The organism is Acidobacteriota bacterium (genome assembly GCA_028874215.1).
Lineage (GTDB): Bacteria > Acidobacteriota > UBA6911 > RPQK01 > JAJDTT01 > JAJDTT01.
In genome coordinates this window covers 1-15,826 of record JAPPLF010000109.1, presented here as the reverse complement: position 1 = coordinate 15,826, position 15,826 = coordinate 1, and the positions used below count along the sequence as shown (strand labels likewise).

Below are 15,826 nucleotides of genomic sequence, written 5' to 3'. Positions count from 1 at the left end.
TTTTCAAATCAATGATTTGAAGCGAAAATATCGGTCAGGCAGGCTGGAAGTTCAGGTTAACAATTGATGAACGGTGGAGGAGCGGAGCGGGGCGGGGCGGCGGTTTCCTAGCCGCCGATTCATTTGACATCGGAGAACGGGGGGAATCGGGCGGTTGGGAAACCGGCACTCGAAGATTCGGCGGTTAGGAAACCGGCCGATCCAAGATTCGGCGGTTAGGAAACCGCCGCCCCACAGACTTCGCGGATCATCCGCCGATAGATCTCCACGGCCTCCTCGAGTTGTCCGATGGAGATCCACTCTCCCACCGTGTGGGCCTGAGCGATATTGCCGGGACCCAGGACCACCAGCTCGTCGACCTGGTCCTTGATCCAGATGGAGTCGGTTCCGTAGGGGACGGTCTTGGGCTTCCTTCCGCCGCTGGCCCGGGAGGCCAGTTGCACCAGGCCGGCGCCTGGAGAAACGTAGAAAGGACCCTTGTACCTGGTCTCCACCTCCAGCCCATGGGCCCGGGCCCGCCCGGCGACGATCTCCATCAAGTCCCGGCTCTCGTCGCCGGGCATGGGCCGGAACCCGATCTGGCAGGTGCTTCGGGCCGCGCTCACGTTGGGACGGGTGCCGCCGTCGTCGAAGACCATGTTGAAACCGTTGGTGGGGGGATTGAAGTCCTGGTTCCGGTAGCGCGGGTCCTGCTTCACCTCCTTGGCCAGCTCGGCCATCTCAGCCAGGAACGGAGCGATCAGAAAATTCGCCGAGGTGCCCAGATCGGTGCTGGTGTGGGCGGCTGTCCCCCGGGCCGTGGCCATGACCAGGACCCCGCCCTTGTGGGCGTAGACCGGCCACAACTCGGTGGGTTCGGCCACCACGGCGTAGCGGGGACGCGATTCGCTGAAGAAACGCGATTCCCGGACGACCTGCTTGGCTCCGCCTCCGCCCACTTCCTCGTCGGCGGTGGCCATGACCAGGACCGGTTGCTCCAGTTCCTCTTCGTCGACGGCGGCGGCGGCGGCCATGGTGGCCGCCAGAGGGCCCTTCATGTCGCAGGACCCCCGTCCGGAAATCTTTCCGTTGCCCAACACCGGGTCGTAGGGGTCCCAGTCCTCTTCCTGTCCCGGCACCGTGTCGGTGTGGGAGAAGAAGGCGAGGCCTCCGGTTCCCGATCCCTTCCGGCCGACGATGCTGACCTTGGTCTCCCCGTTCTCGTCGACGTAGTCCAGGCGTTCGGTCTCGAAGCCATGCTCCCGAAACCGTTCCTCCACCAGGTCGGAGATCAGGGCATTGCTCCAGCGGCTGACCGATTTGATGGCGACGAGATCCCGCGTCAGGGAAACAGGGTCGAGCTTCATGCGAATTTCTCCAAATCGATCGGGCGGCGCCAGCGTCTGCCCGGCGGCGCCTCTTTTCTCTTTCCTTCTGACTTTCGGTCAGGCGAGGATCTCATGGACCAGCCGGGCCGGGTACTGATCGGTGAGGCGCTCCTCCAGGCCGTGGCGGCGGAAGACCAGGTCCCGGTGGTTCAGGCCCAGCAGGTGCAGGAAGGTGGCGTGAAAGTCGTGGACGCTGACCCGGTCCACGGCGGCCTTGTGGCCGATGTCGTCGGTGGCGCCATGGACGTATCCGGCCTTGACTCCCCCCCCGGCCATCCAGAGGCTGAAGCCGTCGGGACCGTGGTCCCGGCCGGCGGCGCCGCCGTCCCGAACCTGGGAGATGGGCATGCGGCCGAATTCCCCTCCCCAGACGACCAGCGTGTCGTCCAACAGCCCCCGCTGCTTCAGGTCGCGAACCAGGGCGGCGGACGGCTGGTCGGTCTTCCGGCAGCAGTATTCCAGTTTCTCCTTCAAGCTATGGTGATTGTCCCAGATCTGGTACTCGATGAAGATCTGGACGAAGCGCACGCCCCGCTCCACCAACCGCCGGGCCAGCAGGCAGCGTCTCCCGTAGGAGGCGGTGGCCTCGTTGTTGAGGCCGTACATCTCCTTGGTGGCCTCGCTCTCCTGGGAGAGGTCCAGGGCGTCGCTGGCGGCCAGCTGCATGCGGGCGGCCAGTTCGTAGGAGGAGATCCGGGCGGACAGGTCCGGCTGCCACGGACGTTCCATGCGATGGGAATGGTCCAGGCTGCGCAACAACGACCGTTCAGCTTCGATCAGAGGGTTGGGCAGCCGCTCCCTGGGGTTCAGGTTGAGCACGGCCGGGTCCTTCTCCCGGAACCGGGTGCCCTGATACGTGGGAGGCAACCAGCCCGCCTGCCAGTTCTGAATTCCATTGACCGGGAGGTTCTTGTCTTCCAGAACCACATATCCCGGCAGGTTCTGGTTCTCGGTGCCCAGGGCGTAGGTCACCCAGGCCCCCATGGTGGGGCGGCCGGTAATGGTCCGGCCCGTGTGGAAGAGGTTGATGGCGGGCTCGTGATTGAAGTGCTCACTGTACATGGACCGGACCAGGGTGATGTCGTCCACGATGGTGGCCGTATGCGGCAGGAGCTCCGACAGCTCCATCCCGCACTTCCCGTGCCGGGAGAACTCCCAGTAGGACGGCATCAGAGTGCCCACCTGATCCATGTTCTCGATCTGGTTGAGCAGGTCGCGGGGGGCGGCGCCTCCCGCCATTCGAGCCAGGGTCGGCTTGTGGTCGAAGAGGTCGACCTGGCTGGGGCCGCCGTTCATGAACAGGTGAATGACCGACTTGGCCTTCGGCTCGCGGTGGGGGGCCAGAGGAGTCAAGTCGATCCGGGGCCGGCCCTGGCCGGGGCCCGGCGAACCCGGAAGGTCCTTCTGTAGAAGCCAGGCCAGGGCCGCGCCGTGGACTCCGTCGCCGAGACGGGAGAAGAAGTCCCGCCGGGAGCCGCGGAATTTCGTTCCGAAGTGGGTCATGGGATGTCTCGCCCGGTCAGTCAATATACATAAACTCCGCCGAATTGAGGAGAGTGAGGGCCACCGAGCTCAGCGCCGACCAGCGGGCCCCGGGGCCCCGCGGCGCCGGATCGTTCTTCCGTTCCAGGTGGCTGCGCCACTCCCGCTCGAGGCGCTGCAGCGACTTTTCGATGCGCCGGCTCTCCCCGGATGTGGGATAACGGCCCAGGACCTCCAGGTAGAGGCCCTCGATCTGCCCCGGCATGTCTCCCGGAGACTGGTCCATGAGCCGCCCGGCCAGGTAGCGGGCGTGGCCGCGCATCAGCTCTCCGTTGACGAGCTGGAGCGCCTGCAACGGGACGTTGGACTGCCGGCGCTGGCCGCAGTTGGGGATCATCACCGGATAGTCGAAGGCCTCCAGGGAAGAGACGGGCATGCGCCGCCGCTTGAGCACGTAGACGGCCCGGCGCCACCCGCCCGGGGTCGATTCGGGCACCACCTCGCCGCTGGATTCCTCCTTCAGGTGAACGGGGATTCCGAAGAGAGTCGGGTCGAGGCGCCCCGTCACCCGCAGCACCGAATCGTGAATGGCTTCGGCGTCCAACCGCCTCAGGGGCATCCGGGAGAAGAGCAGGTTGTCCGGGTCCTGTTGGCTCGCTCCGGGACCGACCCGGGACGTCTGCCGGTAGGCCGCCGAGGTCATGATCAGCCGGTGCATGGCCTTCATGCTCCACCCCCGGTCCTCGAACTCGGCCGCCAGCCAATCCAGGAGCCGCGGATGGGACGGCTGGGACCCGGTCCGGCCGAAGTCCCCCGGGGTGGTGACCAGTTCGCGGCCGAAGTGATGTCCCCAGATCCGATTGACCTGGACCCGCGACGTCAGAGGGTGCCCCTCCTGAGTCAGCCAGCGGGCCAGGCCCAGGCGATTTCCGCTGGTGTCCCGGCCAGGCGGCGGCAGCGGCCGGTAGGGCTCCAATCCGTTGCCGGACAGGACGCGGGGCACGCCGGGGTACACCCGTTCCGCCACCGACCGGGCTTCGCCCCGGTTCAGGCGATAAGCGGGGGAGGGGTCTCCTCCCATGTCGTAGAGCGCCCGGATGCCGGGCAGGGTCCGGTACTTGGTCTTGTCGCGGAAGTTGGTCTCCGAACCGTATTTGGAGTTCTTGATGTGCTCGATGTCCGTCTGCAACTGGCTCGCGGACTCCTTGAACTCGGGGAACTCGTCGCCGAGGGCGGCGTAAGTGGGTTCCACGACCTCCTTGAACTTCCGGGCCAGAAAACGCTGCAGGCTGGACCCCTTCCCTTTCGGCGTTTCGGCGATGGTTCTGAGGTCCGCCTGCAGGTTGGGAGGAAGGGCGGCCAGCGCCTCCTTCCGGAACTTCTCCTTGTAGGGCCGGGCCTTGTCCTCCAACTCCTTTTCCAGGTTCCGGAGCTTGACCTGGAGGGGGGCGTTGTGGGCCTCGATCTCCTTGAGGTCCGCCTCCAACGCGACGCGCAGGACCCTCTCCGTAGGCGGACGCCAGTCGTAGGGGTCCAGCGCGGTCTGGAGGATGGCGGCCAGGCTGTAGTACTCGCGCTGACTCAGGGGATCGTACTTGTGATCGTGGCAGCGGGCGCAACCGATGGTCAGGCCCAGGACCGACGAGCCCAGGACCTGAAGCTCGTCGGCGATGATGTCCATCTTGTCCTGGAGCGACCGGTTGGGCTGGTTGTACGTCCCGTCGGGGGTCAGCCGCAGGAACCCGGTTGCGGCCAGGACATCCACCAGTTCCCGGGTGACCCTCTCCTGATTCCTGTAGTCCACCAACTCGTCGCCTGCCAGTTGCTCCGTCAGGAAACGGTCGTAGGGAGTGTCGCCGTTCAGCGCCCGGATGACGTAGTCGCGATAGCGCCAGGCATGGGGGCGGACCTTGTCCTCGTCGACGATTCCCTCCGAATCGCTGTATCCGGCCAGGTCCAGCCAATACTGGGCCCAGCGCTCTCCGTAGGCGGGAGAGTCCAGCAGTCGGTCCAGAAGCCGCTCGTAGGCTCCCGGCTCCCGGTCCTCCAGGTAGTCCAATACTTCCCGGGAGGTGGGAGGCATCCCGGTCAGGTCCAGGTAGGCCCGGCGCAACAGGACCAGGGGCTCGGCCTCGGGAGAGAAGCCCAGACCCTTGGACTCCAGCCGTGACAGCAGAAAGAGGTCGATGGGATTGCGGGCCTGTTCCGGGTGGAGGACCCGGGGCAGCGCCGGTGGCCGGGGGGACCGAAAGGACCAGAACTCCCTGTCTTCAGGGGCCAGGGAACGGTCCGTTACGGCTTCCGTCCCGGGTGGGTCGTCGCGGGCGCCGGCCAGAATCCACTGCCTCAGAACTTCCACCTCGGCCGTGGTGGGCGGCCGGATCTCGTCCAGGGGAGGCATCTCCTGAGAGATAATGCGGGAATAGAGCAGGCTCCGGCCCGGGTCGCCGGGGACGATGGCCGGACCCGACTCGCCTCCCCGGAGACGGGCGGCGCGGGTCCGCAGGTCCAGTCCCGCCTCCTGCTTCGCCTTTCCGTGACAGTTGACGCAGTGCATCTGGAAGATGGGCAGCACGTCCTTCTCGGTGTACGCCACGCCGGCGGCGTGCGCGGACTGTCCGTCGATCCAGAGCCGGATGGCCCCGATCTCTTCCCGGGACAGGTTGACGTCGCCCGGAGGCATGGCGCCCGAGACCAGCTTGGAGACCAGCAGGCTCCGGTCCGAAGCTCCCGGCACCAGGGCGGGGCCCGACTTCCCTCCGGCCAACATGGACTCGAGCCTGTCCAGATGGAGTTCCCCCTGGGGAGAGGCGCCGCTGTGGCACTGCAGGCAGGTCCTTTCGAATATGGGGAGAATGTCCCTTTCGAAGTCGGAGTCATCGGACCGGGAGGCCGGAAAAGCCGGTCCGAGGATCAGGCAGGCCAACGGCGTCAGCCAGAGATTGCGTACCATGTTCGTCTTCTCGCTGGTTTCAAACCTACACCGGAAAACGCTTTCCGGGCAACCGAAGATGAGGAAGGAACTTCGGGAGCGGCGTCCGGAGACCCTCCGGCCGCCGTTCCGGCGGGCGGCCGGGAAGTCGCCCCCCCTGTGCTAGGTTGGTTCCCGCCATGAGAAAGCTCGCGCCGCTGGCCGGATCGATGATGGCGTTGGCCCTGGCATGGGGCGCCGCCTGCACACCGGTCCGGGTTCCCCTGATCTCGACCGGGCCCCTCCGCGACCTGGTCCGGATTCCCCAGGACGCCGCCATCTTTACCGAGAGCGGAGACCGTCCCATCCTGGAAGCCGACGAGGACCGGCTGGAGAAGTTCGAAGCCTACTGGTACGGGCCCTGGGAGCGGACCGGGCCCGGGGTCTGCACGGAGGCCATGTTCGGCTGGGCCGCCGAATCGTTCACCGGGAAGCCGGTCTTCGGCCCCAATCTGCTGCGGCTCTCCGCCTCGCAGGTAAAAGCCGTCGTGGCCAATGCGCGGCTCGACGAGTATCCCAGCCGGTCCGGATATGGGATCGCCGTCCGCAACACCTCCCTGCGCGCTCTGCCTTCGTCCGAACCGTTCTATTTCGACTTCCGCGAGGCGGGAGAAGGATACCCGTTCGACTACAACCAGAATTCGGCCGTCTGGGCGGGGACGCCCCTTCTGCTGACGCACGTTTCCGGGGACGGACGGTTCGTGGGCGCCGAATCGCCCTACACCTGCGGTTGGATCGATGCGCGGGACGTGGCGACCGTCGACGAGGAATTCATGGCGGCCTACCGGCATCCCCGCCTGGCCGCCCTGCGCCGCGACCGGATCCCGATTTCCGGGGACCCCGGCGGGTTCCTCTTCGAGGGCCGGGTCGGGATGCTGCTGCCCCTGGTGGACGGAGCCGGAACGGGCGTCGTCCGCCTGTTGGCTCCCGTGGCCGACGAGAGCCGCCGGGCGGCCCTGTCGCAGATCCGGCTGACGGAGGACGACGCCGCGCCGATTCCATTTCCGTTCTCCCAGAACCGGCTGGCCGAGCTGATCAACCAGATCATGGGCCAGCCCTACGGATGGGGCGGGCTGGGCGGACACCGGGACTGCTCCTCCACGGTCCTGGACATCTTTCTGCCCTTCGGCCTTCCCCTGCCGCGCAATTCCAGGAACCAGGCAGCCGCGGGGAGAGTCGTGGATATCTCGGAACTCTCCCCGGACGAAAAACGAAAGCGAATTCTGGAAACGGCGGTCCCCTTCCGCACGCTGCTGAACATTCGGGGCCACGTCATGCTCTATCTCGGAGCCTTCCGGGGCTCCCCGGTGGCGTTTCACACCATCTGGGGACTGCGGACGGCTGCCAAAGACGAGTCGATCTCGGGGCGGTTCCTGATCGCGAAATCGGTCATCACCGGTCTGTCGCCGGGAATCGAGATCAGGACGTTGTCACGGAGCAGGGGCGATCTGCTGGACCGCATCGACTCGTTGACGCTGCTGGGAGAAGAGTAGGCGCTCGATTCCGCGGCGCCCGGTCAGGTCCGGCCATCCGGGCCGGCGTCGAGTTCAAGCGGCGGTGCCGCGGCCATTGCGGACGAGGAAATCCCGCAGCACATCCACAGCCCCTTCGACCCGCCCCATTCGGTCGCGGAGATCTCCGAACTGGTGATCCACGTGGTCGCGGGATTCACCGAAGCGCCGATCCATATGATCCCGGAGATTGCCGACCTGCCGATCCCCATGGTCGCGGAGGTCGCCGACCTGCCGATCCCCATGGTCGCGGAGGTCGCCGATCTGGTGATCCATGTGGTCGCGGAGGTCGCCGATCTGGTGATCCATGTGGTCGCGGAGGTCGCCGATCTGGTGATCCATGTGGTCGCGGAATTTACCAAAGCGCCGATCCATGTGATCGCGGAGATTGCCGACCTGCTGATCCCCATGGTCGCGGAGATCGCCGATCTGACGATCCACCCGGTCACGCAAGTCATTGAAATCCGTTCGCAATTCGCCCACGTCCGACCGCAATTCGCCCACGTCTGACCGCAACTCGCCGCGTACGGAACGGATGGAACGGACCAGGTACAAGAATCCGGAAACGAAAATCGCGGGAGTGATCCACTGGGCAAGTTCAGGCGCCATCGTTTCCTCGTAGATTCAAGAATAACATCCCGGACGGGCTCCCCAAACACGGAGGAATGGGCGATCGGAAATCTCCGCACCGCCGTCCTGGATCTCCTGATATCCCAAACGGCGCGATCCGGGAAAACGCGAAAGTCGGCGTCCAAACAATATAGAATGGTCGAAAACAAGAGGAGCGGAACCTTGAGAGTATTCTGGATTACGGCCTGCCGTTTCGTCGTCGCCATGGCGGGGTTGGCCGCGCTGCCGACCTTGCCCGCGGTGCCGGGGACCGCGGGGACGGGGGCCAAGGCGGCGGAGATGGCGCCTGCCGCGGACCGCACGGTCGACTTTCAGACCGACGTCCTTCCCATATTCGAGGCCAGTTGCTTCAAGTGCCACGGACCCGCCATGGCCATGGGCGGACTCCGGCTGCACACCCGTCCGGACCTGCTGGCAGGCGGGGACAAGGGCGCGGCGGTGCTGGAGGGGAACAGCGCCGGCAGCCGTCTGATCCGGCTGGTGGCGGGTCTGGACGACTTGAAGATGCCTCTGGACGGGGAGCCCCTCAGCCCGGAGCAGGTCGGAGTCCTGAGGGCCTGGATCGATCAAGGGGCGGTCTGGGGAGCGGCGGTTTCCAACCGCCGAACTCCGGACGAAGCAGCAGCCCAAGCGGCTCGCGTCGGAGGCCATTGGGCTTTCCGGCCGGTTCGTCAGGACCCGGCGCCACGGATCGCGGACCGTGATTGGATTCGAAACGACATCGACGCCTTCGTGCTGCGCCGGCTGCGCAGCGAGGGGCTGGAGCCCTCTCCCGAAGCCGGCCGGTCCACCTTGATTCGGCGACTCTACCTGGATCTCCTGGGCGTCCCTCCGACGCCGGCTCAACAGGATCGCTTCCTGGACGACCGGCGTCCCTACGCCTACGAGCGGCTGGTCAACCGGGTGTTGTCGTCGCCCCACTTCGGGGAGCGCTGGGCCCGCCACTGGCTGGACCTGGCCCGCTACGCCGACAGCGACGGCTTCGAGAAGGACAAGGTCAGGCCCCACGCCTGGCGCTACCGCGAGTGGGTCATCGACGCCTACAACCGCGACCTTCCCTACGACCAGTTCGTGGTGGAGCAGTTGGCAGGCGACCTGCTGCCGGACGCCACCGTGGAGCAGAAGACGGCCACCGGCTTTCACCGCAACACGTTGACCAACACCGAGGGGGGCGTGGACCCGGAGGAGTACCGGGTGGAGCAGGTGGTGGACCGGACCGACACCACGGGCCTGGTCTTCATGGGCCTCACCGTGGGCTGCGCCCGGTGCCACTCCCACAAGTACGACCCGATTTCGCACCGCGAGTACTACCAACTCTTCTCCTTCTTCAACACCGGAGTCGAAAAGAACATCCCCGCCCCGCTCCCCCGGGAACAGGTGGCCTACCGGTTGGCGACCCGGCAGTGGGAGCGGGAGCATGAGAAGCTGCTGGCCGCCCTGGCGGAGCAGCGTTCGGTGCTGAAGGAGAAGCTGGAGGGGTCCCGGGACGTGGCCCTCTGGGAGAAGGGTCTGGACCACACTCCCGTGGAGTGGATTCCGCTGGACCTGTCCGGCTACGTCGCCGCCGGGGGCGCCGAGTTCAGCGAAGACGGCGCCGGCGCGCTGCTGGTGACCGGCAACAACCCCAGGAAGGACCGATACACTCTGGTGGCCAACATCGAGGTCCGGGGAATCAATGCCGTCCGGCTCGATTTTCCGACGCACGAGTCCCTGCCCTCGGGCGGTCCCGGACGATCGCCGGAAGGAGCTTTCGTCCTCTCCGAGTTCAAGATCGGCGACGCCCGGCTCTCCGACCCGGTCAAACCCACCGCGATTCCGGTGGAGAGAGTCTTCGCCGGCACCTCCCGGAAGGGGTTCGAGATCGAGAAGGCCGTCGATGGAGACCCCAAGACCGGTTGGGGCGTGAAGGGTCCCCTGGGACCCAACCGGGACCAACAGGCGGTCTTCGTGACCTCTCAGAGCCTGGGACGCTATGGAGGATCGTCACTCACCCTGACCTTGGAGCAGCTCCACGGCGGGAGCCACAACATCGGCTCCCTGAGGGCCTACGTGACGCAGGCGCCGCGGAAGGACCTGAAGCAGGTCTTCCCCATGCCGGTGGAGCGGGCCCTGGCGGTTCCTGCCGGGGAACGGAGTCCGGAGCAGCAATCCGCCGTCCTGGACTACTACGTGGACCTGAACCCCGAAGTCCGGCACCGCCTGGCGGCGTTGGAGGGACACCGCCGGGCCCGGCCCCGTCCTCCGGGCACCATGGCCCAGACACTGGTGGAGAACCCCGACCCGCCCCGGACCCACATTCACCTGCGGGGAGACTTCCTGAGTCCGGGGGCGGAGGTCCGGCCCAACACCCTCTCCGTCCTGCCGCCGTTCGAACCTCGCGGCGAGAATCCGGACCGGCTGGATCTGGCCTTCTGGCTGACCGATCCTGCCCACCCCCTGACCGCCCGGGTCGAGGTCAACCGCCTCTGGGAGCACCTCTTCGGCCGGGGACTGGTGGCCACCAGCGAGGACTTCGGCACCCGGGGCGAGAAACCGTCTCATCCCCGGCTCCTGGATTGGCTGTCCAAGGAGTTCGTGGCCGGCGGGTGGAGCCGCAAGGACCTGATCCGATTGATCACGACGTCGGCCACCTACCGGCAGTCTTCCCACGTCCGTCCCAAACTCATGGAAAAGGACCCCAAGAATCTGCTCCTGGCCCGGCAGAACCGTTTCCGCGTCGAGTCGGAAGCGACGCGGGACCTCTATCTGGCCGTGGCCGGGCTGCTGGAGCCGCGGGTCGGCGGCAAGAGCGTCTACCCGCCGCTGCCGGCGGGAGTGGCCGATCTGGGATACGGCGGGACGGAGTGGCCCGTGAGCACCGGGACCGACCAGTATCGCCGGGGCCTCTACATCTTCTTCCAGCGGACCGTTCCGTACCCCATGCTCATGACCTTCGACAGTCCCGATTCCAACACCTCCTGCGTCCGCCGGATCCGTTCCAACACTCCGCTTCAGGCCCTGACGCTGCTCAACGGACCTCTGTTCGTCGAGAGCGCCCGGTCGCTGGGACGGAGGATTCTGGCCGAGGCCCCCTCCGGGGACGCCGATCGGATCGGATTCGCGTTTCGCCTGGCGCTGGCCCGCGACCCGAGCCCCCGGGAAGCCGGGATCGTTCGCGAGTTGCTGGCCGAGCACCGCAGCGCTTTCGAGCAAGACCCTGAGGCGGCCGCCGAATTCGCCGGGTCCGAAGCCGGGACGCCGGCCACCGAGACGGCCGCCTGGATCGCCGCCGGCCGAATGATCCTGAACCTGGACGAGTTCCTGACCCGGGAGTGACGACCATGGAATCTCCGGAAAACAGATTGCCGGCTTCCCGCCGAGACTTCCTCACCACTTCGGCCAGCGGCCTCGGGACCGCGGCCCTGGCCTCCCTGCTGGCGCGGGAGGGGCTGCTCCAGGCGAAGCCCGACGCGGGCATCGCCAATCCTCTTTTCCCCAGGCAGCCCCATTTCGCACCCAAGGCCAAGTCCTGCATCTTCCTCTTCATGGCGGGCGCGCCCAGCCAGTTGGACCTCTTCGATCCCAAGCCCAAGCTCAACGAGTTGGACGGCCAGTCCATGCCCGAATCGTTGCTGGAGAAGGTGAGATTCGCCTTCATCCGCAAGGAGACGGCGGTGCTGAAGGGTTCCGGAGCCAAGTTTCGAAAACGCGGCGAGTGCGGCATGGAGATCTCCGACCTGCTGCCCCACATCGCCGGTTGCGCCGACGACATCGCCCTCGTCCGGTCGCTGCATACCGACACCTTCAACCACCATCCGGGACAGCTCATGATGAACACGGGCGTGCCCACCTTCGGACGGCCCTCCATGGGCTCCTGGATCAACTACGGCCTCGGGAGCGAGTCGGAGAACCTGCCCGGATACGTGGTGCTCACGGCCGGCCGGGGAACCAGCGGCGGCGCCTCCAACTGGACCAGCGGATTCCTGCCCACCAACTACCAGGGGGTGCTGTTTCGAAACCAGGGCGACCCGGTCCTGAACCTGACCAATCCCGCGGGACTCCCCCACGAGTGCCAGCGCCTGGGACTGGACCGGCTCCGGCAGCTCAACGAGGAGCGTTTCCGGCAGACCCGGGACCCCGAGATCCTCTCCCGGATCGCCTCCTACGAGTTGGCCTTCCGCATGCAGTCGTCGGCTCCCGAACTGATCGACCTCAGCGGGGAGAGCGAGAAGACGCTTGAGATGTACGGCGTGAACCGGACCGAGGGGAAGTGGAAGGACAAGCCCAGCCGGGGCTACCGTCCGGGAGTCTTCTCGACCTACGCCCGGAACTGCCTGCTGGCCCGGCGCCTGGTGGAGCGGGGCGTCCGCTTCGTCAGCATCTATCACGCTTCCTGGGACCACCACAGCAACCTGGACAGCGGACTGGGTTTCAACTGCATGATGTGCGATCAGCCGGTGGCGGCCCTGCTGAAGGATCTCAAGCAGCGGGGGCTGCTGGACGAGACCCTGGTGATCTGGGGAGGCGAGTTCGGCCGGACTCCCCTGGGCGAGAACCGCGTGGGCCGGGAGCCGAACACGGGCCGGGACCACCACCCCTTCGCCTTCTCCATGTTCATGGCAGGCGGCGGCATCCAGGGAGGGCAGGTGCTGGGCCGGACCGACGACATCGGCTGGAACCCGGTCGAGGATCCGATTCACATCAACGACCTCCACGCCACCATCCTGCATCTCTTCGGTTTGGATCACGTCCGCCTCACTCATCGCTTCCAGGGCCGGGATTTCCGGCTGACCGACGTGGGGGGCGAGGTGGTCGCGAAGCTGCTGGCATGAGGTTTTATTGCCGCCGCCTCCTGGCCGCAGCCGGCGCCGCAATCCTGCTGGCGGGTTGCGCCGCCCCGGAGGAACCCGGGGCGAAGCCCGGCGGCAAAACCCGTTTCATCCTCTCCAACGACGGGGGATCGGTGGCGGGTCCCGTGCTGGAAGCTCCCATCGGGGTGGAGGGCCTGGTCAAGCTGGCCATCGAACCGCTACGGGACACGCAGATCAACACGCTTTTCTGGCAATTGGGAACCGACCCCTACCTGGGGACCCCGTCCCACAGGCTCTCGGACTGGTACTCGCACCCGACGGACGTGGGCTCCATCTGGGGGGTGGAGAACCCTTCCTTCCACAGCGCCGGACTCTGGCGCATTCGCGAAAACGCGAAACGGTTGATGGAGGCCGGAACCGATCCCGTCGCCGTGGTGGTGGAGCACGGGCGCCGGGCGGGACTGGAGGTCTTCGTCTGCATGCGGGTCAACGACGTCCACGACAGCCGCCTGGAGGGCGGGTTGGAGGACCCTCTCATGTCGCCTGTCAAGAGGCGGCATCCGGATTGGCTCCTGGGTGAGGAAGGCTCCCGCAGGACGGCCTACAACTTCGCTCTGCCCCAGGTCCGGGAATACAAGCTGGCTCTGGCCCGGGAGGCCATCGGGAACTACGACCTGGACGGGCTGGACTGGGACTTCTGCCGGCATCCCTTTCTCTTTCCCCAAGGCCGGGAAGCGGAGGGTGCGCCCCTGCTGACCGAATTGCTGGGCGACCTCCGCCGGGCGCTGGACGAAAAAGGGGAACGGGTGGGCCACCGGCTCTCCCTCTCGGTCAGAGTGCCCGGCTCGCTGGACGAGGCCCTGGCGCAGGGCATGGACGTGAGAAGCTGGCTCTCGAAGGGTCTGCTGGACATCCTCATCGTTGGCTACCAGCCGGGGAACAAGCATCGCCTCCCTGTGGAGGAGTACGTGGAGGCGGCTCGGGGGACCCGTACCCAGGTCGTGGCCCAGGGACTGGGGCTCTTCCAGCAGCCCAGACCCCTCTCGGCGAAGCTGATCTGGAACGAGAAGGACTACTACACGGCCGAGATGTGCCGCGCCGTGGCCGCGGCCCACTACCGGGCCGGCGCCCAGGGGATCTTCGTGTTCAACAACCACTACCTGCAGGTGGTCCGGGACCGGCAATACGACCGCCTCCCGTGGAAGGAGCTGGGCGACCCCCAGGCCATCGGCCGCAAGGACAAGCACTACCTGGCGGATCAGAAGACCTGGGGAGCCGGCCGGCTGCCGCTCGACCTGGCCAAGGCGGGGGATGCCGTGGAGATCTCCCTGGACGTGGCGGACGACCTGGAAGCGGCCGCCCGGGAGGGCGTCCTGAAAGCGGCCACGGTCCGCCTTCTGGTTGACCAACTGACTCCCCTGGACCGGTTGGAGGTCACCCTGAACGGCCAACCCATGGGGGCCCCCCACACGCGGCACGTCTTCTTCACCGAGACCTGGCTCGAATTCGCCGCCGGTCCTCCCCAACTCAAGCAGGGCTGGAACCGAATCGGAGCCGCCGTCCGGGCCCGGAATCCCCAGGTCGCCAGCCCGCTCGCTCTCAAGAGCGTCGAGATCCTGGTGGATTACGAGGATTGAGGAGGAGCGGCGACTTTCCTGTCGCCGAAGGGGGGGTGGGGACGGCAACACACCCATTGAATCCAGAGATATCCCAAGAGATCCCGGAATATATTTTAAGTGGTTGTTTTTCTTTAGTTTAGACCTGTTCTCACCCCGTTTCTTCCTCCCCTGACGTCCCTTGATATCCATCTCTATCCCGTTTATTATGGTGTAATGGGTGATGTAATCAGTGCTCCCCTTTTGCCCCGGAAGACCAAGCCGAAGGGCCGCCACCCCCACAAGGCGCTCTCCGCCGCTTTCGTGCGCTCCGCCCCACCGGGCAAACACTGCGACGGCAACGGACTCTACCTCTTCGTCAAGCCTAACGGAGCACGAAGCTGGATCCAACGCCTCGTCATCCGCGGCCGCCGCCGCGACTTCGGACTCGGCGGTGTGGCACTGGTGTCCCTGGCCGAGGCCCGCGAGAAGGCGCGGGCCAACCGCAAGCTGGCCCGCGAAGGTGGGGATCCCCTGACCGAGAGACGCCGCACGCACAACATGCCCACCTTCGCCGAAGCCGCCGAGCGGGTGGTGGAGCAGAAGCGGTCCGGCTGGCGCAATCAAAGGCAGGCCCACGACTGGATGGCGAGCTTTCGACGCTACGCCTTTCCTCACATCGGCCGGATGCCGGTCTCGGAGGTGACCAGCGGCGACGTCCTGGAGATCCTCGTGCCCATCTGGCACGTGAAGTCGCGCACGGCCCGGACCGTGCGACAGCGCATCCGCACGGTCCTGGAGTGGGCCGTGGTGATGGAATACCGGACCGACAACCCCTGCGACCGGGTCGTGTCGGTGCTCGGAGCACAGGACGACGTGGTGCGGCACATGCCGGCCTTGCCGCATCGCGAGGTGGGGGCGGCCCTCCGGAAGGTGCGGGCCTCCAACGCGATGCCCGTGTCCCTGCTGGCCTTCGAGTTCCTGGTGCTCACGGCGGCGAGGTGGGGCGAGGTGCGGTGGGCCGAGTGGCTGGAGATCGATCCGGCGCAAGGGATGTGGACGGTTCCCGGAATCCGCATGAAGACCAAACGGGCGCACCGGGTGCCTTTGTGCCGCCGGGCGAATGAGATCCTGGAGAAGGCACGCACGCTGGATCATGGAGCCACCCGGTTGATCTTCGCCCGAAGGGGCGGAAAGCCGCTCGGCTCCGGCCGGTTGCGCAAGCTGCTGCGCCGGAACGGGATCGCCGCCGTGCCGCACGGGTTCCGGTCGAGTTTCCGGGACTGGGCGGCCGAGGAGACGGATCATCCTCGCGAGGTGGTCGAGGCGGCGCTGGCGCATGTGGTGAAGAACAAGGTCGAGGCGGCGTACCGGCGCACGGACCTGTTCGAGCGTCGGCGTCGGCTCATGGAGGACTGGGCGAGCTATCTGGCTGGCGAGAGTCCGGAACGGGTGGCCGGCCGGCTCCGTTGATCCGCCG

At 66.5% G+C, this 15,826-nt stretch carries 9 protein-coding genes; 6 read left to right on the top strand and 3 right to left on the bottom strand.

All coding sequences use genetic code 11. The features are described 5' to 3' along the window. Positions 1 to 215: 215 nt before the first annotated feature. The 3 genes from OXT71_22460 to OXT71_22450 form a co-directional block, all read right to left on the bottom strand. A complete protein-coding gene (locus OXT71_22460) occupies positions 216 to 1,346 on the bottom strand; it encodes a M20/M25/M40 family metallo-hydrolase (protein ID MDE2929160.1) in 1,131 nt (376 codons plus the stop codon). A gap of 78 nt (positions 1,347 to 1,424) precedes the next feature. Then, positions 1,425 to 2,870 carry a DUF1501 domain-containing protein gene (locus OXT71_22455; GenBank protein ID MDE2929159.1) on the bottom strand — a complete coding sequence of 482 codons (1,446 nt, stop codon included), beginning with the start codon at positions 2,868 to 2,870 and terminating at the stop codon, positions 1,425 to 1,427. Between the two features lie 16 nt (positions 2,871 to 2,886). Continuing rightward, the gene (locus OXT71_22450; protein ID MDE2929158.1) at positions 2,887 to 5,802 is read right to left on the bottom strand and encodes a PSD1 and planctomycete cytochrome C domain-containing protein; all 2,916 of its coding nucleotides are present in this window, start codon (positions 5,800 to 5,802) and stop codon (positions 2,887 to 2,889) included. A gap of 158 nt (positions 5,803 to 5,960) precedes the next feature. On the opposite strand from OXT71_22450, the gene OXT71_22445 reads away from it, so the two are divergent. The 6 genes from OXT71_22445 (at position 5,961) to OXT71_22420 (ending at position 15,819) form a co-directional block, all read left to right on the top strand. Then, positions 5,961 to 7,313 carry an SH3 domain-containing protein gene (locus OXT71_22445; protein ID MDE2929157.1) on the top strand — a complete coding sequence of 451 codons (1,353 nt, stop codon included), beginning with the start codon at positions 5,961 to 5,963 and terminating at the stop codon, positions 7,311 to 7,313. A 153-nt stretch (positions 7,314 to 7,466) separates the two neighbouring features. Further along, positions 7,467 to 7,841, top strand: a complete 375-nt coding sequence (locus OXT71_22440) for a hypothetical protein (GenBank protein MDE2929156.1) — start codon at positions 7,467 to 7,469, stop codon at positions 7,839 to 7,841. Positions 7,842 to 8,123: 282 nt separating this feature from the next. Continuing rightward, entirely contained in the window at positions 8,124 to 11,276 is a 3,153-nt protein-coding gene (locus tag OXT71_22435; protein ID MDE2929155.1) for a PSD1 and planctomycete cytochrome C domain-containing protein, read from the top strand. Positions 11,277 to 11,281: 5 nt separating this feature from the next. After that, positions 11,282 to 12,772 carry a DUF1501 domain-containing protein gene (locus tag OXT71_22430; protein MDE2929154.1) on the top strand — a complete coding sequence of 497 codons (1,491 nt, stop codon included), beginning with the start codon at positions 11,282 to 11,284 and terminating at the stop codon, positions 12,770 to 12,772. Then, the gene (locus OXT71_22425) at positions 12,769 to 14,388 is read left to right on the top strand and encodes a hypothetical protein (protein ID MDE2929153.1); all 1,620 of its coding nucleotides are present in this window, start codon (positions 12,769 to 12,771) and stop codon (positions 14,386 to 14,388) included. The genes OXT71_22430 and OXT71_22425 overlap by 4 nt, the downstream gene beginning before the upstream one ends. Positions 14,389 to 14,583: 195 nt before the next feature. Next, the gene (locus OXT71_22420) at positions 14,584 to 15,819 is read left to right on the top strand and encodes an integrase arm-type DNA-binding domain-containing protein (GenBank protein MDE2929152.1); all 1,236 of its coding nucleotides are present in this window, start codon (positions 14,584 to 14,586) and stop codon (positions 15,817 to 15,819) included. The last annotated feature ends 7 nt before the right edge of the window (positions 15,820 to 15,826 follow it).

Bases quoted from the DNA above. Each gene is read 5' to 3' on its own strand.
- OXT71_22460 (MDE2929160.1), bottom strand. From the start codon at position 1,346: ATGAAGCTCGACCCTGTTTCCCTGACGCGGGATCTCGTCGCCATCAAA.
- OXT71_22455 (MDE2929159.1), bottom strand. From the start codon at position 2,870: ATGACCCACTTCGGAACGAAATTCCGCGGCTCCCGGCGGGACTTCTTC.
- OXT71_22450 (MDE2929158.1), bottom strand. From the start codon at position 5,802: ATGGTACGCAATCTCTGGCTGACGCCGTTGGCCTGCCTGATCCTCGGA.
- OXT71_22445 (MDE2929157.1), top strand. From the start codon at position 5,961: ATGAGAAAGCTCGCGCCGCTGGCCGGATCGATGATGGCGTTGGCCCTG.
- OXT71_22430 (MDE2929154.1), top strand. From the start codon at position 11,282: ATGGAATCTCCGGAAAACAGATTGCCGGCTTCCCGCCGAGACTTCCTC.
- OXT71_22425 (MDE2929153.1), top strand. From the start codon at position 12,769: ATGAGGTTTTATTGCCGCCGCCTCCTGGCCGCAGCCGGCGCCGCAATC.
- OXT71_22420 (MDE2929152.1), top strand. From the start codon at position 14,584: ATGGGTGATGTAATCAGTGCTCCCCTTTTGCCCCGGAAGACCAAGCCG.